We start from the raw sequence: 19,698 nt of genomic DNA, 5'->3' as shown, positions 1-19,698 counted from the left end.
CCGGTCACGCGCGCGCGCCCGGGACCTCGTCCGGGGTCCATGCCTGCGGCAGACCGGGCTGGCCGGGGAACAGGAAGTCGATGAAGGCCGCCGCGGTGGGCTGCGGCTCATGGTTGGCCAGCCCGGGCCGCTCGTTGGCCTCGATGAACACGTACTCCGGCTTGGTGACGTCGGGCACGAGAAGATCGATGCCCGTCACCGGGATGCCGATCGCCTCGGCGGCCGCGACACCCACCCGGCACAGCTCGGGATGGACGATCGCGGTGACGTCGTGGATGGTGCCACCCTGATGCAGGTTCGCGGTTCTGCGGACCCGCAGCCGCTCGCCTTCGGGCAGTACATCGTCGAAGGAGTAACCGGCCTCCCGGACCGTGTTCTCGGTCACCGCGTCCATCGGGATGCGTGACTCGCCGCCGGTGGCGGCCGCGCGGCGCCGGCTCTGCGTCTCGATCAGCTCGCCGATGGTGTGCTGGCCGGTGCCGGTGATCTCGGCAGGCATGCGCAACGCGGCGGCCACCACCTTGCCGTCGATCACGACCAGGCGCAGGTCGTCGCCCTCGGCCCGCTGCTCGATCAGCACCTCCGGGTGTTGTTCGCGGGCCCGGGCCAACGCGGCGTCGAGCTCGTCCGGTCCGTCGACCCCGACCGTGATGCCCTTGCCCTGCTCGCCGCGGGTGGGTTTGACCACGACGTCGCCGACCTGGGCCAGGAAGTCGTGGTCGGCCTTGTCGAAGGTGGCCAGCCGCCCCTTCGGCACCGCGATGCCTGCCTCCGACACGATGCGGCGGGTCAGGCGCTTGTCGTCGCAGCGCGCCATGGCGACCGCAGAGGTGTACTCGGACAACGACTCCCGGGTCACCACGCTGCGACCGCCGTGGGACAGCCGCATCTCGCCCGCCTCGGCGTCGAGCACCTCCACCCAGATTCCGCGGCGCAGCGCCTCGTCGGCGAGGATCCGGGCGTACGGGTTGAGATCCTCCACGGTCTCGGGCGGATGGGTGAACAGCGGCTCGTTGATCGCGTTCTTTCGTTTCACCGCCATCACCGGAACCCGGTGGAACCCGAGCTTCTCGTAGAGCGCGATCGCGGCGTCGTTGTCATGGGTGACCGACAGGTCCATGTAGGCGCGGCCGCGCTCGCGGTAGAGCTCGGCCAGGCCGCGCGTCAGTGCGGCCCCGACACCGGGCAGGGCGGCGGCGGGATCGACGGCCAGGGTCCACAGGCTCGACCCGTTCTCCGGGTCGGAGAACAGCGCGCGGTGGTCGACACCGGTGACGGTGCCCAGCACCGAGCCGTCCTCGTCGCTGACCGCCACCAGATAGTCGACGGCGGGCTGCTCGTGCTGGTTGTCCCAGATGACGTCGGTCGGTGCCGGCACCATGCCGCAGCGCACGTAGACCCGGTTCATCTCGTCGGCGTCGTCGCGGCTCTCCAGTCCGCGGACCCGGAAACCGGTCGGTGATTTGGTGTCGATCGCGGTGTCGGCGAACCTCAGCCGGTAGGTGTGGCTCGGATCGATGAACAGCTCGGCGGGGGCCCGGGACACCAGCACGTGCGGCTCGCGGGCGTAGATGCAGATGTCGCGCCGGCCCTGTCCCTCCTGCCGCAGGACGTCGGCCAGATGCTCCGGATCGGCGAATGTCTGGCCGAAAATCAGCCGGCCCCAACCGAGTTCGAGGACCACATCGTCGGCCATGGTGTCGAGCACGTCGGGCGTGGCGGCCTCGTGCAGCGCCAGGGTGATGGCTTCCGGGTTGTCGGCGGTGGGGTCTGCGGTCATGCGGCCGGCCCGTTGATGCCGTGGCGCTGCAGCCACAGTTCCAGCAGCGCGATCTGCCACAGCTCGTTGCCGCGCAGCGGTGTGAGACGGCCGTTGGGGTCGGCGAGCAGCCGCTCCACCGCCTCGGGCCGGAACAGCCCGCGCTCCTTGGCGGCCGGCTCGTACAGCGCGTCACGCACCATGTCCAGGTACGGGCCTTCGAGATGGGTCAGCGCCGGCACCGGGAAGTACCCCTTCGGGCGGTCGATCACCTCCGACGGGATCACCTGTCGGGCAGCCTGTTTGAGCACACCCTTGCCTCCGTGGGCGGTCTTGTACTGCGGCGGGCAGGTGGCGGCGAGCTCGACGAGCTCGTGGTCGAGGAACGGCACCCGGCCCTCCAGACCCCAGGCCATCGTCATGTTGTCGACCCGCTTGACCGGGTCGTCGACGAGCATCACGGTGGTGTCCAGTCGCAACGCCCTGTCGACGCCGGTCTGTGCGCCCGGCCGGGCGAAATGCTCGGTGACGAACAGCTCGCTCGGGTCGTCGGCGGTCAGGTAGGCGGGGGAGACGATGTCGCGGTACCCGGCCTGGTCGCGGTCGAAGAACGCGGCCCGGTAGCCGGCCACCGACCCCTCCAGCGACGCCGCGTCGGGCTCCCCCATCGGCGGGTACCAGTGGTAGCCGGCGAACACCTCGTCGGCGCCCTGCCCAGACTGCACCACCTTGACGTGCTTGGCGACCTCCTGGCTGAGCAGGTAGAACGCCACGCAGTCGTGGCTGACCATCGGCTCGCTCATCGCGGCGATCGCCCCGCCGAGCGCGGGCAACATCCGGTCGGTGCCGATGCGGATCTCATGATGGTCGGTGCCGAAGCGCTCGGCGACGATGTCGGAGTACTTGAACTCGTCGCCCGCCACGCCGCCCACCGATTCGAAGCCGATCGAGAACGTCGCCAGCCCGTGCTGACCCGCCTCGGCGAGCAACCCGACGATCAGGCTGGAGTCGACTCCCCCGGAGAGCAGGCAGCCCACCGGGACATCGGCGACCAGGCGGCGCTTGACCGCCACCCGCAGCGACTCCAGCACGGCGTCCTCCCAGTCCTTCTCGGACCAGTCGGCGCGGTCGTCTCGGGGGGTGAAGTCGGGCTCCCAGTACGTGGTGGTGGCGACCTGGCCGTCCGGCTCGATCGCCATCAGCGTGGCCGGCGGCAGCTTTTCGACGCCGCGCAGGATGGTGCGGGGCGCGGGCACCACCGAGTGGAAGGTCATGTAGTGGTGCAGCGCCACCGGGTCGATCCGGGTGTCGATGTCACCGCCGGCGAGCAGCGCGGGCAGCGAGGAAGCGAACCGGACCCGGTCGTTGGTGCGGCTCAGGTAGAGCGGCTTGATGCCGAGCCGGTCACGGCCCAGCAGCACCCGCCCGCTGTCGCGTTCGACGATCGCGAACGCGAACATCCCCTTGAGGTGGTCGACGAAGCGGTCGCCCCAGTGGTGGTAGCCCTTCAGCAGCACCTCGGTGTCGCTGTGGGAGAAGAAGCGGTAGCCGTGGCCGGACAGTTCGTCGCGCAGCTGCTCGTAGTTGTAGATGCAGCCGTTCCAGGCCACGGTCAGGCCCAGCTCGGAGTCGACCATGGGCTGTGCGCCCGCCTCGGACAGGTCGATGATCTTCAGCCGCCGGTGTCCGAGGGCGACGCGGCCCTGCGACCACGCCCCCGCGGCGTCCGGTCCGCGCGGGACCATGACCTCGGCCATCGCCGCGACGGCGCTGATATTCGGGGTTGTTCCGTCGAGGCGCACCTCGCCGGTGGCTCCACACACCTTTTCGACCCTACTCTGTGACGGCTTGACGGGCTCTACCTGACCAATGGCGCAGCCGTGCGCCAACGCCCGGCAGTGCGGTCGTAATTACCCCGGCGTCAACGCGCCTAACCCCCGGCACGGCGATCAAGATCGAGACGCTCGTCACAAGCAGATCGGCTATTGGTCTGGTGTCCTACCTTTGGACATGGAAATGTGTTCGTGCAAAGTGGGCATTCCGCCACCGATGCCCCCGCAATGGTCGGTCGGCAGACGAAACCTCGAGGAAGGTCGGGCTGGTGATGAATAAACGCGGCATGTTGACCAAGGCGGCGCTGGAGCAGCTGGTGGTGGACGGAGTGATTGACACCGTCATCGTCGGGTTCTGCGACATGCAGGGCCGGCTCACGGGCAAGCGGGTGTCCGCACGGCTGTTCGTCGAGGACGTCGCCGACCACGGCGCCGAATGCTGTAACTACCTGCTGGCCGTGGACGTCGACATGAACACCGTGGACGGCTACGCCATCTCCAGCTGGGCGACCGGCTACGGCGACATGGTGATGACCCCGGACTTCGACACGCTGCGGGTGGTGCCCTGGCTGCCGGGCACCGCGCTGGTCATGGCCGACCTGTCGTGGACCGACCACACACCCGTCACGCAGGCGCCCCGCAGCATCCTCAACAAGCAGATCGATCGCCTCGCCGGGCGCGGTCTGGTGCCCTACGTCGGCACCGAGTTGGAGTTCATGGTCTTCGACGACACCTACCGCGACGCCTGGAAGGCCGACTACCGCGGGTTGACGCCCGCGACGGACTACAACGTCGACTACGCAATCCACGCGTCGACCCGGATGGAGCCGTTGCTGCGCGACATCCGACTCGGCATGGACGGCGCGGGCATGTACTGCGAAGGCGTCAAGGGCGAGTGCAACCTCGGCCAGCAGGAGATCGCATTCCGGTACGACCACGCCCGTGTGACGTGCGACAACCACACGATCTACCGCAACGGGGCCAAGGAGATCGCCGACCAGCACGGCCAAAGCCTGACCTTCATGGCGAAGTTCGACGAGAGCGAGGGCAACAGCTGTCACATCCACATCTCGTTGCGGGGGGATGACGGCAGCGCGGTGTTGGCCGACGACTCGGACCCCTTGGGAATGTCGAAGATGTTCCGCAGCTTCATCGCCGGGCAATTGGCCACGATGCGCGAGATGACGTTGTTCTACGCGCCCAACATCAATTCCTACAAGCGATACGTGGAAGGCAGTTTTGCTCCGACCGCCGTCGCCTGGGGACTGGACAACCGCACCTGCGCGATGCGCGTGGTCGGCCGTGGCCACGCGATGCGGGTCGAGAATCGCGCCCCCGGCGGTGACGTCAACCAGTACCTGGCCGTGTCGGCGTTGATCGCCGGCGGCCTGTACGGGATCGACAACGAGCTCGAGCTCGGCGACCCGTTGGAGGGCAACGCCTACACCAGCGGCGCCGACCGGCTGCCGACCACGCTGGCCGAGGCCGCCGACCTGCTCGACAAGTCGAAGGTCGCACGGGAGGCGTTCGGCGACGACGTCGTCGACCACTACCTCAACAATGCGGCGATTGAACTCAAGGCTTTCAATGCCGCCGTCACGGACTGGGAAAGGAAACGTGGCTTTGAGCGACTCTGATGCGCGCCCGGTGATCGGCCTGACGACGTATCTGCAACAAGCCCAGACCGGAGTGTGGGATGTGCGGGCCAGTTTCCTGCCCGCCATCTACTTCGAGGGCGTCGGCATGGCGGGCGGTATCTCGGTGCTGCTGCCGCCGCAACCGGCCGACGACGCCGTCGCCGAGCGTGTGATCGACGGACTCGACGGGCTGGTCATCACCGGCGGGCGCGATGTGGACCCGGCAAGCTATGGGGCTGGGCGGCATCCGAACACCGACGAAGCCGTTCCGGACGGGCTTGCCCGCGACGCGTTCGAGTTCGCGCTGCTGCGGGCCGCGCTGCGCCGCGGGGTGCCGGTACTGGGCATCTGCCGGGGCGCGCAGGTGCTCAACGTCGCGCTCGGCGGGACGCTGCACCAGCACCTGCCCGACGTTGTCGGACACACCCGCCACCAGCAGGGCAATGCGGTGTTCAGCACGTCGTCGATCGCCACCGTGCCGGGCACCCGGGTGGCGGCCCTGGTCGGGCCGGACACCCAGGCGCAGTGTTACCACCACCAGGCCATCGACCGGCTCGGTGACGGGCTGATCGTCGGTGCGTCGGATACCACCGACGGGGTGATCGAGGCCGTCGAGACCGACCCGGCGCGCTACCCCGATCACTGGGTGGTGGCGGTGCAGTGGCACCCGGAGGAACGACTGGACGACCTGCGGCTGTTCGCGGGTCTGGTGAGCGCCGCGGCCGGTTATGCCGCGCAGACGAGACAGAAAGTGAGTCGATGACCGTCAGCGATGTGATCAATCCGGCGACCGAGGAGGTGCTGCGCAGCGTCGAGCACACCGACGAGGCCGGTGTCGACGACGCGGTGGCGCGGGCGAAGGCGGCCCAGCGCCGCTGGGCCGCGCAGGCGCCGGCCGAGCGGGCCGCCGCGCTACGCGCCTTCGCCACGATCGTCGACGCCCACGTCGAAGAGCTCGCCCAGCTCGAGGTGGCGAACTCCGGTCACCCGATCGGCAACGCCCGGTGGGAGGCCGGGCACGTCCGCGACGTGCTGCAGTACTACGCCGCGGCGCCGGAACGGTTGTCGGGCAAGCAGATTCCGGTCGCCGGCGGGCTGGACGTGACGTTCAACGAGCCGCTCGGCGTGGTCGGCGTGATCACGCCGTGGAACTTCCCCATGACGATCGCGGCATGGGGGTTCGCGCCGGCGCTGGCGGCAGGCAACGCGGTGCTGGTCAAACCCGCCGAGTGGACACCGCTGACCACGATGCGCCTCGGTGAACTCGCCGCCGAGGCCGGGTTGCCCGCCGATCTGTTCCAGGTGTTGCCCGGGCGCGGCTCGGTGGTCGGGGAGCGGTTCGTCAGCCATCCCGATGTCCGCAAGATCGTGTTCACCGGCTCCACCGAGGTCGGCATGCGGGTGATGGCCGGGGCGGCGACGCAGGTGAAACGCGTCACCCTGGAACTGGGCGGCAAGAGCGCCAACATCGTCTTCGACGACTGCGACCTGGAGCGTGCCGCGGCGACGGCGCCCTACGGGGTGTTCGACAACTCCGGGCAGGACTGCTGCGCACGCAGCCGTATCCTGGTGCAGCGCAACGTATTCGACCGGTTCATGGAGTTGTTCGAGCCCGCCGTCAAGGGTGTGGCCGTCGGCGACCCGGCCTCCGACGCCACCGAGATGGGCCCGTTGGTGTCCAAGGCGCACTGGAACTCGGTGGCGGCTTACGTCCCGGACGGGGCGCCGGTGGCGTTCCGCGGCGACGCGCCGTCGGGGCCGGGGTTCTGGTTCCCGCCGACGGTGCTGACGCCGCAGCGCGACGACCGCACGGTCACCGAGGAGATCTTCGGGCCCGTGGTCACCGTGCTGCCGTTCGACGACGAGGCCGACGCGATCGCACTGGCCAACGACACCGTGTACGGTCTGTCCGGCTCGATCTGGACCGAGAACCTGTCCCGCGCGATGCGGGTGTCGCGGGCGGTGGAAGCCGGCAACCTGTCGGTCAATTCGCATTCCTCGGTGCGCTACAACACGCCGTTCGGCGGGTTCAAGCAGTCCGGTCTCGGGCGCGAGCTCGGGCCGGACGCGCCGTTGTCGTTCACCGAAACCAAGAATGTTTTCTTCGCAGTTCAGGAGGCCAACTAGATGGATCTGACCCAACGACTCGCCGGCAAGGTCGCCGTGATCACCGGCGGCGCCAGCGGTATCGGGCTGGCGAGCGCGCGCCGGTTGCGCGCCGAAGGGGCCACGATCGTCATCGGCGACATCGACCCGACCGCGGGCAAGAGCGTGGCCGATGATCTGAATGGGACGTTCGTCCAGGTCGACGTGTCGGATCAGGTGGCGGTGGACGCGCTGTTCGACACCGCGGCCGAGGTGCACGGTTCGGTCGACATCGCGTTCAACAACGCCGGCATCTCGCCACCGGAGGACGACCTCATCGAGAACACCGGTCTCGACGCCTGGCAGCGGGTCCAGGACATCAACCTCAAATCGGTCTTCCTGTGCTGCAAAGCCGCACTGCGCCACATGGTGCCGCAGCAGAAGGGCTCGATCATCAACACCGCGTCCTTCGTGGCGGTGATGGGTTCGGCGACGTCGCAGATCTCCTACACCGCGTCCAAGGGTGGTGTGCTGGCGATCTCGCGTGAACTCGGCGTGCAGTACGCGCGCCAGGGCATCCGCGTGAACGCGCTGTGCCCCGGACCGGTCAACACCCCGCTGCTGCAGGAGCTGTTCGCCAAGGATCCCGAACGCGCGGCGCGCCGGCTGGTGCACGTGCCGGTCGGCCGATTCGCCGAGCCCGAGGAACTCGCCGCCGCGGTGGCTTTCCTGGCCAGCGACGACGCGTCGTTCATCACCGCGTCGTCCTTCCTCGTCGACGGCGGCATCAGCGGTCACTACGTGACGCCGCTGTAGCAGGTGCCCGATGGCGGAACCGGATGCTCGGGAGGGTCCCGACGAGCGCTTGCGCGAGGAGCAGACAGCTACCGACGAGCGCTTGCGCGAGGAGATGGCCACAGATGCGCTCCTGCGTCCGGTGCGCCCGCTCAACGCGTTCGAGGACACCGTCCAGCGGCTGCTGCAGACGATCCGGCTCGGTGTGCTGCAGCCAGGCGAATCACTGCCGCCGGAGCGGGGACTCGCCGCGCAGATGGGCGTCAGCCGGGACACCGTCCGCGAGGCGATCAAGTCGTTGGCCGACGCCGGCTACCTGGTGTCGCGTCGCGGACGGTACGGCGGCACGTTTCTCGCCGATGCGCTTCCGGCGCCGAGGACCGGGAAGGTGGCGTTTAGCCGGGCCGACATCGACGATGCGGTGCGGCTGCGCGAGATCCTCGAAACGGGCGCGGCGCGGATGGCGGCCGCGCGTACCTTGACCGCGACCGAACGCGAGGCGCTGTGGAGCCGGTTGCTCGATGTCCGCGGTTGCGCCCCCGAGGACTACCGCCGGCTGGACTCGCGGCTGCACCTGGCGATCGCCGAGGCGGCCGGGGTGCCGTCACTGGTGCCGTTGGTGGCGCAGAACCGGATGCGGCTGAACGAACTGCTGGATTGCATCCCGCTGCTGACACGCAACATCGCGCACTCCGATGAACAGCACGAGGCGATCGTGATGGCGATCCTGGCCGGGGACGCGGACGCCGCGGCCGAGACGATGGCCGCGCACGTGTGGGGTTCGGCGGCGCTGCTGCACGGGTTTCTGGACTGAGATCGGGGCGCCGGGGCGCGTACGGCCCGTCGACACGCCGCCGAAGCGGGCAGTCAGTGCGTCCTGAGCGGGGGCTAGATTGCACGTGTGGAGGATCAGCAACTCGTCGAGCGGGCGTCGTCGGCGCTGGCCGAAGTGGACACTCCCGGTTGGGCGCAGCGGTTCGATCTGGTTTCGGACCCGCACCGGTTGGAGATCCTGCTGTGCCTGCACCGCGCGCCCGGCATCTGCGTCAGCGATCTGGCCGCCGCGCTGGGACGTTCGGAGAACGCCGTGTCGCAGGCCCTGCGGGTGCTGCGCCAGCAGGGCTGGGTCAACAGCACCCGCGCCGGCCGGTCGGTGACCTACCGCCTGGAGGACGAGACGGTGCACGATCTTCTGCACTGGATCGGCGCCAGGCACGGCTGAACCGTCCGGACGGGCAGGTCCCGCCCTAGTCATCTGTTCAGGTAGACAGATGTTCAGATGCAGGAATAGGCTCGCGGTGTGAACACCCAACTCGTCGCGATGCACATGAGCGACGGCATCGTCGGCGCGCCTGTCTCCGTGTTCTTCATGATGGTCGCGATCGCCGCGCTCGCGGTCTGCGCGTGGCGGGCCCGCGAGGAACTCGACGAGCGCACGGTGCCGCTGGCCGGACTGGTGGCCGCGTTCATCTTCGCCGTGCAGATGGTGAACTTCCCGATCCTGCCCGGGGTCAGCGGCCACCTCCTCGGCGGCGCGCTCGCGGCCATCCTGGTGGGCCCGTTCACCGGAGCGCTGTGCGTGGCGATCGTGCTTGTCGTGCAGGCGCTGTTGTTCGCCGACGGCGGCGTGACCGCGCTCGGCACGAACATCACGAACATGTCGGTGTTCGGGGTGGCTGCCGGCTACGGCACGGCGCTGCTGCTCTACCGGCTCATCCGTCGCGGCCGCGACAACGTCGCCGTTGCGGGCGTCGGGGTCATCGCGTTCGTCTCGGGGCTGGTAGGAACGGTCTGCGCGGCCATGGGATTCGTGCTTGAGTACGCACTCGGCGGGGCGGCGACCACATCACTGGGCACCGTCGCGGCGTACATGTTCGGCACCCACGTCCTGATCGGGATCGGCGAGGGCGCCATCACCGCGCTGACGGTGGTGGCGGTGGTCAGGGCGCGTCCGGACCTGGTGTACCTGCTGCGCACCGACCGCTCGCGGACGGCGGTTCCGGCATGACCGTGACGACACCGCGCCGCCGGTGGTTCTGGATCGGGTTCGTGCTCGCCACGCTGCTGATCGCCGGTGGCGTCTCGTACTTCGCCAGTTCCAGCCCCGACGGCCTTGATTCGGCGACGCTGCGCGGCTGCGAGGTCGTCGAGACCGCCGACGGTGAGCAACTGCGCGGCGAGTGCATCGCCCAGCATGCCGAGGACCACCCGCTCGGTGAATCACCACTGGCGGACTACTCGATCGGTGGCCGGGACGGGACCGGAGGGCTGGCCGGGATCATCGGCGTTGTCGTCACGGTGGCGGTCGCCGGCGCCGGGTTCTGGTTGATCGCGCGTTCCCGGTCCAAACCCGAACCCACAGTAGGGGATTGACGTGGGCGGCGGTCACTCGCATCCGCTCTACCGCGACGGTGACTCCCCGGTCCACCGCGCGCCGGCCGAGGTGAAGATCGTCGGCCTGGTGGTCTTCGTCCTGGCAGTCGTGGCGACCCCGCGAGAGCTGTTCTGGCCCTTCGCGATCTACGCGCTGATCCTGCTCGCCGTGTGGCGGGTGGCGCGGATCCCGGTGGCCTGGATCGCGCCGCGCATGCTGATCGAGGCGCCGTTCATCGTGCTCGCCGTGCTGCTGCCGTTCGCCGAGGGCGGTGAGCGGATCACCGTCGCGGGCATGCAGCTCTCGGTCGCCGGTCTGTATGCGGCGTGGGGCATCGTGATCAAGGGCACTCTGGGCGTGGCCGCGTCGCTGACCGTCGCCGCCACCACCACGGCCCGCGAGTTGCCGGTCGCGCTGAGCAGACTTCGGGTGCCGCCGGTCATCGTGTCGGTGCTGACCCTGATGATCCGCTACGTGGACGTGCTCTCCGCCGAGGTCCGCCGGATGCGGATGGCGCGCATCTCGCGCGGGGACTCACCGCGGATGCTGCACCAGATCGGCGCGACCGCTGCCGGCGTCGGGTCGCTGTTCCTGCGGTCCTACGAGCGAGGGGAACGGGTATACCTGGCGATGCTGTCCCGCGGGTTCGATGGCCGAGTCCCCGCGCTCGCGGTCGGCGCCGGATGCGCCGCCGCAGCGACACCGCGGCAGTGGGCGGCGGCGCTGCTGCCCGCGGCGGCCGCCGCGGTGGTGGCCACGAGCGCATGGCTGACGATATGACGCCGGCGGTGCGGGTGCGCGGTCTGCGCTACGCCTATCCCGACGGGCACGTCGCGCTCGGGGGCATCGACTTGGACATCGCCCCCGGCGAGCGGGTGGCTCTGCTCGGACCCAACGGGGCGGGCAAGACCACGCTGATGCTGCACCTCAACGGTGTGCTGTCCGCGCTCGAAGGAACCATCGAGATCGGCGGAATCCGGTTGTCCCGCAGTACCCTTCGCGAGATACGGCGCAAGGTTGGCCTTGTCTTCCAGGATCCTGACGACCAGTTGTTCATGCCGACCCTGGCCCAGGACGTGGCCTTCGGCCCGGCGAACTTCGGTCTGCGCGGAGCCGAGTTGGACGCGCGCGTCGCCCACGCGCTGGCCGCGGTGTCGATGAGCGAGCTCGCCGAACGCAGCCCCGCCCACATGTCCGGTGGGCAGCGGCGCCGCGCCGCGCTGGCGACCGTGCTGGCATGCGCACCCGAGGTGCTCGTGCTCGACGAACCGTCGGCCAACCTCGACCCCGTCGCACGCCGAGAGCTGGCCGAGACGTTGTCCGGGCTGGACGCGACCATGCTCATCGTCACCCACGATCTGCCCTATGCGGCTCAGTTGTGCCGACGGGCGATCGTGATGGACCACGGCGTGATCGTCGCCGACGGGCCCGTCGAAGACGTGCTCTCCGACACTGAACTGCTTGCCGCACACCGCCTCGAACTGCCCTGGGGTTTCACGGTCGGCTCACATTGACGCCGGCTGCTCGGCCCTGACCGCCACGGTGGGCAGCTGGATGCGGAACGTCGTATTCCCCGACCCCGAGGTGGCGGCGATCGCGCCACCGTGCGACTCGACGATCGACGCGACGATGGCCAGCCCGAGACCGAAACTGCCGGTCTGGCGGGACCGCGACCTGTCGGCGCGCACGAACCGCTCGAACAGATGCGGCAACAGGTGCGGGTCGATCCCCGGTCCATCGTCGGCCACCGTCACCTCCACGTACCCGGTGCCGTCGGCCGCTGTGCCGTGGCAAACCGTGGTGGTCACAGTGGTGCCCGGCGGGGTGTGCACGCGCGCGTTGGACAACAGGTTGGCCAGCATCTGGTGCAGCCGGGCGCGATCGCCGAGCACGTGCGTGACATCGGCGGGCACCGAGGCCAGCCAGTGGTGCTCCGGCGCGTACACCGTCGCGTCGTTGACGGCGTCGACGACCAGATCGGTGAGATCCACCTCGGTTGTCTGCAGGTCCTGGCCCTCGTCGAGGCGGGCGAGCAACAACAGATCGGCCACCAGAGAGTGCATTCGCCGGGCTTCCGACTCGATGCGCGACAGCGAGTATTCGGTGGTTTCGGGCAGCACCGAGCTGTCCTGACGGGTCAACTCCGCATACCCATGAATGGCGGCCAGGGGCGTGCGCAGCTCGTGGCTGGCGTCGGTGATGAACTGGCGCATCCGCCGATCGGACGCCGCGGCATCGGCCAGCGCGTGCTCGACGTGATCGAGGAGCCGGTTGAGGGTGTGGCCGACGAGCCCCACCTCGGTACTGGGATCGGTGTCACCGGCGGGCACACGCGCGGTGATCGCGTGGTTGTCGCGGTCGAGGGGCAGACCGGCCACCTCCGCCGCGGTCGCGGCGACGCGACGCAACGGCCGCAGCGCGAATCGGACGATGGCGAGCGTGCTCAGCGCGGTGAGCAGCAGTGCGACCGCGGTGATCCCCGAGACGATCACGGTCTCGCGGACCATCACGTCCCACGCCGGCGCCCGCGACACCCCGGTGACGAGCACCTCGTCTCCGTCACCGGGCCGGCTCACCATCCGGTACCAGCCCAGCGCGGGCAGTTCGACGGTGCGGGCCCGCGGGTCGGTCCACGACAGTTCGGCGATCTTCGCGACGGCCTCGGCGGGGGCCGCCTGCGCATCGCCGTCACCGAAGTAGGCCGAGTCCACCACCTGACCGTTCTGGATCAGCGCGACGACGTTGCCGGGTGCCTGGCCGATCAGATGGGTCAGCGGTTTCATCTCAGCGGGTCCGGGCATCTGCCCGTCCGGGCCCGGTGTGCTGCGATATTTGGCCACCGAGTTCACGCTGCCGTCGGCCGCGCCCGACAGTTGGGTGTCGATGATGCCCAGCACCGAGGACCGCATCGTCATCACTGTCAGCGCGCCGACGGAGACGAGGGCGAGCATCACGACCACCGACACCCCGACGACGAGCTGCCGCAACAGCGTCCACCTCTGCCAGGTGCGTGTCATCGGGCCGGCCGCAGCATGTAGCCGACGCCGCGGACGGTGTGGATGAGCGGCTCCCGGCCCGCATCGATCTTCTTACGCAGATACGACACGTACAGATCGACGATGCTGGTGCGTCCGCCGAAGTCGTAGTCCCAGACCTGTCTGAGAATATCGCTGCGGCTCAACGCCTTCCGTTGATGGCGCATCAGCAGTCGCAGCAGCTCGAATTCGGTGGAGGTCAGCGAGACCGGCTCGCCGGCCCGCGTCACCTCCCGACTCGCGGCGTCGAGCGTGAGGTCTCCGGCCGTCAGCGACTCGTCGTCCGCCGGCGTGAGAAAGGCCGAGCGGCGCAGCAGTCCGCGCAGCCTCGCGACGAGCTCCTCCAGCGAGAACGGCTTGGTCATGTAATCGTCGCCGCCGGCGGTCAGGCCGGTGACGCGGTCGGCGACGGAGTCCCGGGCGGTCAGGAACAGCGCGGGGGTATAGGGACCGGACTCGCGCAGCCGCGCCAGCACGCCGAGCCCGTCCATGTCCGGCAGCATGATGTCCAGAACCAGCAGGTCGAACGTGTCGGACTGATATTTGGCGACGGCCTCGGCGGCATCATGGGCGACGTCGATCTCCCACCCTTCGTACTGAAGCGCCATCCTGACCAGATTGGTCAAGGCCCGCTCGTCGTCGACGAGCAACACGCGGATCGGTGACCCGTCCGCGCGGTACATCCGAGGCAGCTTGCCCAGGATCGCGCGACGGGGCCCCTGGTCCTCGATCGGCGCAAATGTCACCCGACCATTGTCGCCGCCGTGCCGCGGTACGTCACCACCCTCATAGAGATCTCATATGTGCACCTGCATGTGCGGCCCTCGAACCTATTCACACGAATCTCAAATGTTTGTGGTTCCTATGTGAACCGCTTGGCCGCGTATTTCGTCCATAGAGTGGATTCAACAGTCGGAGAATCCAATTGGAGGTTTCACCCATGGCGCGACAGTCCGAAGACACCGTGCAGGAGGACCTGGTCGGAAAACGATTCGAGCGCGACGTGCTGCCGTTGCTCGATCAGCTCTACCGCGCCGCGGTCCGCCACACCGGCAACCCCGCAGACGCCGAGGACCTGGTGCAGGAGACGATGGTCAAGGCGTACCGCGCATTCCACCGTTTCGAGGACGGCACGAACACGCGGGCCTGGCTGCTGCGGATCATGACCAACACGTGGATCACCTCCTACCGCAGGGCTCGGTGCCGGCCGGAAGAGCTTCTGTCCGAAGACATCACCGACGCCCAGTTCGCCGGACAGGCGCGCCATTCGTCCACCGGCCTGCCGTCAGCCGAGGTCGCCGCACTCGAGGCGCTCGGAGACGACGAGGTCAGGGATGCCCTCGGCGCATTGCGTGAAGACCAGCGTCTGGTGGTGTACTACGCCGACGTAGAAGGTTTGCGCTACAGGGAGATTGCGCACATTCTCGACGTTCCGGTCGGCACGGTCATGTCGCGACTGCACCGTGGCCGTCGCGCGCTGCGCAAGTTGTTGGTCGATGTCGCGGTCGACCGCGGCTACCTGAGGAACGTCGTGGCCGCCTGAGGCCGGCCGCTGGTGTCATCGGGAGATCCCGGGCGGGTTCTTCTGCCGCGTCTTCAGTGCCTCTTCGACGGCGGCCAAGGCGGCTCGCCGCACAGCGCCAGCAGCGCATTCTCGACCACCTCGGGCAGGGCCGGGTGGATCCAGTACTGGCCGCGGGCCATGTCCCGGGCGGGCAGGTCGAACGTCATCGCCTGGATCAGCGGCTGAATGATCGACGACGCCTGATGCCCCATGATGTGCGCGCCGAGCAGCAGCCCGGTCTCGTCGTCGACGATCAGCTTCGCGAACCCGGTCGAGTCCTCCATCGCCCACCCGTAGGCGACGTCGCTGTAGTCCTGCACCTTGGAGCGGATGCGATACCCGGCTGCGCGCGCCTCGTTCTCGGTGAGCCCCACGCAGGCGATCTGAGGCTCGGTGAACACCGCTGACGGGACGTGGCGGTGATTGGCGGGCATCAGGGCGTCGGTGTCGTCCCAGTTCTGCAGCAGGTTGTGCTTGACCACCCGGGCCTCGTGGTTGGCGACGTGCTTGAGCTGATAGGGGGAGCTGACGTCCCCGAGCGCGAACACGTCGCGCGCCGTGGTGCGCTGGAACTCGTCGACGACCACCCGGCCGTCCACGACGTCGACGCCGGCGAGGTGCGCGTCGAGCAGATCGCCGTTGGGGACGCGGCCGGTGGCCACCAGCAGCGCGTCGGCGTGGACAGTCGAGTCGTCGTCGAGGCGCAGACGCACCCCCGAGCTGTCGGATTCGCCGGCCACGATGTTTCGCCGGCTGCGGATCTCCCACTTCTTGCCTGCGAGGTCGGTGAACCGTTCGCAGACGGTGTCATCGCAGTGCGAGAGCATCGTGGTGCCGCGCAGCACGATCGTCACCCGTGATCCCAGCGAGGAGAACACGTGCGCGAACTCGGCGGCGACGAAGCCGCCGCCGACGATGACGAGGTGTTCGGGCAGCTCCGAGATCCGCATGATGGTGTCGCTGGTGTGGTACCTGACCCCGCACTCGGCGATCGCCGGCGGCACGGTGGCGCGCGCGCCGGCCGCGATCACCACCTGATCGGCGGTGAACTCGTCACCGTCGTCGGTGCGCAGCCGGTAGCCGTCACCGGTCCTGCGCCCGGCGAACCGGGTGTGGGCGGCGAAGACCTCCACGTTGGGCGACGAGCGCCGGTAGTGTTCACCGCCGCTGGCCAGCGGGTCGATGCGGCCGAAGACCCGCGACACGATGTCGGGCCAGCGCACGCCGTCGAGGCGGCCGTCCACGCCGAAACGGCTCGACTCGACGATCTGATGCGCGACCCCGGCCGCGTAGACGAACATCTTCGTCGGGATACATCCCACGTTCAGGCAGGTGCCACCGAACACGCCCTGCTCGCAGATCGCCACCCGCTTGTCGGCATAACGCTCGTCGAGGATCGAGCTCCCGGAGCCGGTCCCGATGATGGCGATGTCGAAGTCAGCCATGGCCTCTTCTTTCGTCGAAATTCGTTGTACCACCAGCGGTTCCGGTCAGATGCCAGTCCAGCCAGCGGTCCAGCTCGATGTAGGCGGCCCGGCGCGGTTCCGGCAGGGACAGGAACACGTCGTGCTTGGCGTCGGTGATCGGCACGATGGTCGTCCGGTTGCCGATGCACCCTGCCCAGCGGGCGATCTGCCTGACGTCGAGCACCGCGTCGCCGCGCTGGATCCGCTCCGGGTCGGCGACCTCGCGCACACTGCGGTCCGAGCGCAGGATCAGGTTGGGCACGCCGACGTCGAGGCCGCGGTGCAGCTTGGCCTGCGCCCGCCGCACGGCATGGATCCAGCCGGCCTTCACCGGGAAACCGCCGACGGGTTTCCACTGCAGGTTGTAGTCGAACTCACCGAAGTAGTCGCGGTGCAGCGTGGCGCCGTAGCCGCCCTGGCTCGGACGTCGCACCACCGAGTGCTTGCGCAGCCGGCGCATGGCCGTCAACGCCGCCGTCGTGGGCGGCGTGCGCAGGATCGCGGGACCCTGCAGGTCCAGCCACGGGCTGTTGAGCACCAGCCCGGACACGCTGCGGTGCGCGGCAGGCTGCCGGGCACGCAGCCGGTGCAGCCACAGCGACACCACCAGGCCGCCCGCCGAGTGTCCGTACACCAGCACTCTGCCCGGGGCCTCGGCGGTGATCGCGGCGAGCGAACGCTGCAGCTCGACGTCGTAGCGGGCCAGGTCCGTGGTGAAGTGCGGAGTCTGTCCCTCGCGGTGCGAACGTCCGCATTTATGCAGGTCGAGTGCGTAGAAGCGAAACCCCCGGGCCGCGAGGTGGTCGGCGAACTCGGTGTTGAAGAAGTAGTCGGTGAAACCATGCACCATCAACACCGCATGCCGTGCCGACGGATCCGGGTCACCCCGGCGCACCAGCGTCGCCTCCAGCGCGCCCTCGCCGTCCGGGTCGGGGCCCAGCGCGAAGGTGCGCTGCCAATATCCGGGCAGCACGTCGGGCACCCATCCAGACACGTTCGCCACCCTAGTGGTCGGGGCAGTGGTCGGCGGGTTACGCCGGAGGTCGGCGGGATAACCTGAACACCGGTAAGCCGTGTTCAACGGGCAGCGACCACGAAGGACCATCGAAAAGGTGTCAGAACCACAGAAGACAGACGTCCTGCTGGTCGGAGCGGGCATCATGAGCGCCACCCTCAGCGCGCTGCTGCGGCTGGTCGAGCCGAACTGGTCGATGACGTTGGTCGAGCGCCTCGACGGGGCGGCCGCCGAGAGCAGCGATCCGTGGAACAACGCCGGCACCGGCCACTCCGCCCTGTGTGAGCTCAACTACACGCCGGCGCGCCCCGACGGCTCGATCGACATCGCCAAGGCGGTCAACGTCAACGAGCAGTTCCAGGTGTCTCGGCAGTTCTGGTCCTACGCCGTCGAGACCGGCGTGCTGCCCGACGTGCGCAGCTTCCTCAACCCGATCCCGCACGTCAGCTTCGTCAGCGGGGCCGACAATGTGCAGTACCTGCGCAAGCGCTACGACGCGCTGGTCACCAACCCGCTGTTCGCGACGATGGAGTTCATCGACGATCCCGCCGAGTTCGCGCGCCGGCTGCCGCTGATGGCCGAGAAGCGTGACTTCTCCGAGCCCGTCGGCCTGAACTGGACGCAGGACGGCACCGACGTCGACTTCGGCGCGCTGTCCCGCCAGCTCATCGGTTTCGGGGCCCAGAACGGGATGACCACGCTGTTCGGCCACGAGGTACGCAACCTCAGCCAGGACTCCGACGGCTCGTGGACGGTCAAGATCGTCAACCGCCGCACCGGGCAGAAGCGCACCATCAACGCCAAGTTCGTGTTCGTGGGTGCCGGCGGCGGCGCGCTGCCGCTGCTGCAGAAGGCCGGCATCAAGGAAGCCAAGGGGTTCGGCGGCTTCCCGGTCGGCGGCCAGTTCCTGCGCACCGACAACCCGGTGCTGACTGCGGCCCACCAGGCCAAGGTCTACGGTCTTCCACCGCTGGGTGCCCCGCCCATGTCGGTGCCCCACCTCGATACCCGTGTCATCAACGACAAGTCGTGGCTGCTGTTCGGCCCGTTCGCCGGGTGGTCGCCGAAGTTCCTCAAGCAGGGCAAGATCACCGACCTGCCGTTCTCGGTCAAACCCGACAACCTGGTGTCCATGCTGGGTGTGGGCCTCACCGAGATGGGGCTGCTGAAGTACCTGATCGGTCAGCTGCTGCTCAGTGAGTCGGCCCGCGTCGAGAACCTGCGTGACTTCGCACCCAGCGCAAGGGATTCCGACTGGGAACTCGTCATCGCCGGACAGCGCGTGCAGGTGATCCGCAAGGCCAAGGGCAAGGGCGGGGTGCTGGAATTCGGCACCACGGTGCTCGCCGCGGCCGACGGCAGCATCGCCGGCCTGCTCGGCGCGTCGCCGGGCGCGTCGACCGCGGTGCCCGCCATGTTCGACGTGATGAAGCGGTGCTTCGCCGACCGCTACGCCGGCTGGGAACCCAAGCTCAAGGAGATGGTTCCGTCACTTGGGGTCCAATTATCCGATGAGCCTGCGCTTTTCGAGCAAATATGGGCGCACGGGACCAAGGTGCTCAAGCTTGACCAGCCGGCCAGCGGTGTCCCGGCGATCACCGGCGACGGATCGACGGCGGGCACCGAACACACCCCGACCACCGCGGCGACCGTCTGAGCCGGGACCACCGGATGACAGTGGCGCTGCGCCGCAGCTGGGCTAAGGACCTCGACGCCGCGACCCTCTATGAGTTGCTCAAGCTCCGCGTGGAGGTGTTCGTGGTCGAGCAGGCCACCCCCTACCCTGAGCTCGACGGTCGGGATCTGCTTGCCGAGACGCGCCACTTCTGGCTGGAAAACCCTGAAGGAGAAGTTATTTCGACATTGCGCCTGATGGAGGAACATCCGGCTGGGCAGAAGGCGTTCCGGATCGGCCGGGTGTGCACCAAACGCGGTGACCGCGGCCGCGGACACACCGCCCGGCTCCTGCAGGCCGCGCTGGCCGAGGTGGGTGACTTCCCCTGCCATATCAACGCCCAGACCTACCTGGAGGAGATGTACGGCAGGCACGGGTTCGTCCGCAACGGTGACGAGTTCCTCGACGACGGGATCCCGCACGTGCCGATGGTGAAGCCGTGACCTCGTTGGATCCGTCCC

General features: G+C 68.7%; 19 protein-coding genes. 13 read left to right on the top strand and 6 right to left on the bottom strand.

What is annotated here, in order from left to right:
- Positions 1-4: 4 nt before the first annotated feature.
- Both ngg and ACXMYJ_RS02810 read right to left on the bottom strand, forming a co-directional pair.
- Complete coding sequence (gene ngg / locus ACXMYJ_RS02815; RefSeq protein ID WP_260751544.1) at positions 5-1,780, bottom strand: N-acetylglutaminylglutamine synthetase; 1,776 nt, start codon at positions 1,778-1,780, stop codon at positions 5-7.
- Positions 1,777-3,582, bottom strand: coding sequence for an N-acetylglutaminylglutamine amidotransferase (locus ACXMYJ_RS02810; RefSeq protein WP_460353833.1), 1,806 nt, complete (start codon positions 3,580-3,582; stop codon positions 1,777-1,779). The genes ngg and ACXMYJ_RS02810 overlap by 4 nt, the downstream gene beginning before the upstream one ends.
- A gap of 281 nt (positions 3,583-3,863) precedes the next feature.
- On the opposite strand from ACXMYJ_RS02810, the gene ACXMYJ_RS02805 reads away from it, so the two are divergent.
- The 10 genes from ACXMYJ_RS02805 to ACXMYJ_RS02760 all read left to right on the top strand — a co-directional run bounded on the left by ACXMYJ_RS02805 (position 3,864) and on the right by ACXMYJ_RS02760 (position 11,996).
- The gene (locus tag ACXMYJ_RS02805) at positions 3,864-5,228 is read left to right on the top strand and encodes a glutamine synthetase family protein (RefSeq protein WP_260758051.1); all 1,365 of its coding nucleotides are present in this window, start codon (positions 3,864-3,866) and stop codon (positions 5,226-5,228) included.
- Positions 5,179-5,991, top strand: coding sequence for a gamma-glutamyl-gamma-aminobutyrate hydrolase family protein (locus ACXMYJ_RS02800; RefSeq protein ID WP_396884375.1), 813 nt, complete (start codon positions 5,179-5,181; stop codon positions 5,989-5,991). Before ACXMYJ_RS02805 ends, ACXMYJ_RS02800 begins: the two co-directional genes overlap by 50 nt.
- Positions 5,988-7,355: an aldehyde dehydrogenase family protein gene (locus tag ACXMYJ_RS02795; protein WP_260751550.1), complete on the top strand. Its 1,368-nt coding sequence runs from the start codon at positions 5,988-5,990 to the stop codon at positions 7,353-7,355. The genes ACXMYJ_RS02800 and ACXMYJ_RS02795 overlap by 4 nt, the downstream gene beginning before the upstream one ends.
- Positions 7,356-8,129: a 3-oxoacyl-ACP reductase gene (locus ACXMYJ_RS02790; protein ID WP_260751553.1), complete on the top strand. Its 774-nt coding sequence runs from the start codon at positions 7,356-7,358 to the stop codon at positions 8,127-8,129. It begins immediately after the preceding gene.
- 94 nt (positions 8,130-8,223) lie between these two features.
- Positions 8,224-8,922, top strand: coding sequence for a FadR/GntR family transcriptional regulator (locus tag ACXMYJ_RS02785; RefSeq protein WP_260758052.1), 699 nt, complete (start codon positions 8,224-8,226; stop codon positions 8,920-8,922).
- 87 nt (positions 8,923-9,009) lie between these two features.
- A complete protein-coding gene (locus ACXMYJ_RS02780) occupies positions 9,010-9,330 on the top strand; it encodes an ArsR/SmtB family transcription factor (protein WP_396884377.1) in 321 nt (106 codons plus the stop codon).
- A gap of 99 nt (positions 9,331-9,429) precedes the next feature.
- Entirely contained in the window at positions 9,430-10,116 is a 687-nt protein-coding gene (locus ACXMYJ_RS02775; protein WP_396885468.1) for an energy-coupling factor ABC transporter permease, read from the top strand.
- Positions 10,113-10,481, top strand: a complete 369-nt coding sequence (locus ACXMYJ_RS02770; RefSeq protein ID WP_260751555.1) for a PDGLE domain-containing protein — start codon at positions 10,113-10,115, stop codon at positions 10,479-10,481. Before ACXMYJ_RS02775 ends, ACXMYJ_RS02770 begins: the two co-directional genes overlap by 4 nt.
- Before the next feature lies 1 nt (position 10,482).
- Positions 10,483-11,262 (top strand): cobalt ECF transporter T component CbiQ, encoded by a 780-nt coding sequence (cbiQ, locus tag ACXMYJ_RS02765; RefSeq protein ID WP_260751560.1) that lies wholly within the window; start codon positions 10,483-10,485, stop codon positions 11,260-11,262.
- Positions 11,247-11,996: an energy-coupling factor ABC transporter ATP-binding protein gene (locus ACXMYJ_RS02760; RefSeq protein ID WP_260751561.1), complete on the top strand. Its 750-nt coding sequence runs from the start codon at positions 11,247-11,249 to the stop codon at positions 11,994-11,996. Before cbiQ ends, ACXMYJ_RS02760 begins: the two co-directional genes overlap by 16 nt.
- Here the strand turns inward: ACXMYJ_RS02760 and ACXMYJ_RS02755 are convergent.
- Positions 11,988-13,499, bottom strand: coding sequence for a sensor histidine kinase (locus ACXMYJ_RS02755; RefSeq protein ID WP_460353828.1), 1,512 nt, complete (start codon positions 13,497-13,499; stop codon positions 11,988-11,990). The two genes, ACXMYJ_RS02760 and ACXMYJ_RS02755, sit on opposite strands and share 9 nt — an antisense overlap.
- The gene (locus tag ACXMYJ_RS02750) at positions 13,496-14,200 is read right to left on the bottom strand and encodes a response regulator transcription factor (protein ID WP_460354064.1); all 705 of its coding nucleotides are present in this window, start codon (positions 14,198-14,200) and stop codon (positions 13,496-13,498) included. Before ACXMYJ_RS02750 ends, ACXMYJ_RS02755 begins: the two co-directional genes overlap by 4 nt.
- Before the next feature lie 257 nt (positions 14,201-14,457).
- On the opposite strand from ACXMYJ_RS02750, the gene ACXMYJ_RS02745 reads away from it, so the two are divergent.
- Positions 14,458-15,060: a sigma-70 family RNA polymerase sigma factor gene (locus ACXMYJ_RS02745; RefSeq protein ID WP_460353825.1), complete on the top strand. Its 603-nt coding sequence runs from the start codon at positions 14,458-14,460 to the stop codon at positions 15,058-15,060.
- A 53-nt stretch (positions 15,061-15,113) separates the two neighbouring features.
- On the opposite strand, the gene mtr is transcribed toward ACXMYJ_RS02745, so the two are convergent.
- Positions 15,114-16,526, bottom strand: coding sequence for a mycothione reductase (gene mtr, locus ACXMYJ_RS02740; RefSeq protein WP_460353822.1), 1,413 nt, complete (start codon positions 16,524-16,526; stop codon positions 15,114-15,116).
- Positions 16,519-17,541 carry an alpha/beta hydrolase gene (locus ACXMYJ_RS02735; RefSeq protein ID WP_260751566.1) on the bottom strand — a complete coding sequence of 341 codons (1,023 nt, stop codon included), beginning with the start codon at positions 17,539-17,541 and terminating at the stop codon, positions 16,519-16,521. The genes mtr and ACXMYJ_RS02735 overlap by 8 nt, the downstream gene beginning before the upstream one ends.
- Positions 17,542-17,659: 118 nt before the next feature.
- Between ACXMYJ_RS02735 and mqo the strand changes: the two genes are divergently transcribed.
- A complete protein-coding gene (gene mqo, locus ACXMYJ_RS02730) occupies positions 17,660-19,219 on the top strand; it encodes a malate dehydrogenase (quinone) (protein WP_260751568.1) in 1,560 nt (519 codons plus the stop codon).
- A 14-nt stretch (positions 19,220-19,233) separates the two neighbouring features.
- On the top strand, positions 19,234-19,680 hold the full coding sequence (locus ACXMYJ_RS02725; protein ID WP_260751570.1) for a GNAT family N-acetyltransferase: 447 nt from the start codon (positions 19,234-19,236) through the stop codon (positions 19,678-19,680).
- Positions 19,681-19,698: the final 18 nt, after the last annotated feature.

Source organism: Mycobacterium sp. ZZG (assembly GCF_054786995.1).
The sequence above is the reverse complement of the archived record's forward strand: the minus strand, read 5'-3'. Positions and strand labels throughout refer to the sequence as shown.

Excerpts from the sequence above, each read along its gene's own strand:
- ACXMYJ_RS02775 (WP_396885468.1), top strand. The coding sequence starts at position 9,430 with ATGCACATGAGCGACGGCATCGTCGGCGCGCCTGTCTCCGTGTTCTTC.
- ngg (WP_260751544.1), bottom strand. The coding sequence starts at position 1,780 with ATGACCGCAGACCCCACCGCCGACAACCCGGAAGCCATCACCCTGGCG.
- ACXMYJ_RS02760 (WP_260751561.1), top strand. The coding sequence starts at position 11,247 with ATGGCTGACGATATGACGCCGGCGGTGCGGGTGCGCGGTCTGCGCTAC.
- ACXMYJ_RS02795 (WP_260751550.1), top strand. The coding sequence starts at position 5,988 with ATGACCGTCAGCGATGTGATCAATCCGGCGACCGAGGAGGTGCTGCGC.
- ACXMYJ_RS02725 (WP_260751570.1), top strand. The coding sequence starts at position 19,234 with ATGACAGTGGCGCTGCGCCGCAGCTGGGCTAAGGACCTCGACGCCGCG.
- ACXMYJ_RS02800 (WP_396884375.1), top strand. The coding sequence starts at position 5,179 with ATGCCGCCGTCACGGACTGGGAAAGGAAACGTGGCTTTGAGCGACTCT.
- ACXMYJ_RS02745 (WP_460353825.1), top strand. The coding sequence starts at position 14,458 with ATGGCGCGACAGTCCGAAGACACCGTGCAGGAGGACCTGGTCGGAAAA.
- ACXMYJ_RS02770 (WP_260751555.1), top strand. The coding sequence starts at position 10,113 with ATGACCGTGACGACACCGCGCCGCCGGTGGTTCTGGATCGGGTTCGTG.
- mtr (WP_460353822.1), bottom strand. The coding sequence starts at position 16,526 with ATGGCTGACTTCGACATCGCCATCATCGGGACCGGCTCCGGGAGCTCG.
- ACXMYJ_RS02755 (WP_460353828.1), bottom strand. The coding sequence starts at position 13,499 with ATGACACGCACCTGGCAGAGGTGGACGCTGTTGCGGCAGCTCGTCGTC.
- ACXMYJ_RS02750 (WP_460354064.1), bottom strand. The coding sequence starts at position 14,200 with ATGTACCGCGCGGACGGGTCACCGATCCGCGTGTTGCTCGTCGACGAC.
- ACXMYJ_RS02785 (WP_260758052.1), top strand. The coding sequence starts at position 8,224 with ATGGCCACAGATGCGCTCCTGCGTCCGGTGCGCCCGCTCAACGCGTTC.
- ACXMYJ_RS02805 (WP_260758051.1), top strand. The coding sequence starts at position 3,864 with ATGAATAAACGCGGCATGTTGACCAAGGCGGCGCTGGAGCAGCTGGTG.
- ACXMYJ_RS02790 (WP_260751553.1), top strand. The coding sequence starts at position 7,356 with ATGGATCTGACCCAACGACTCGCCGGCAAGGTCGCCGTGATCACCGGC.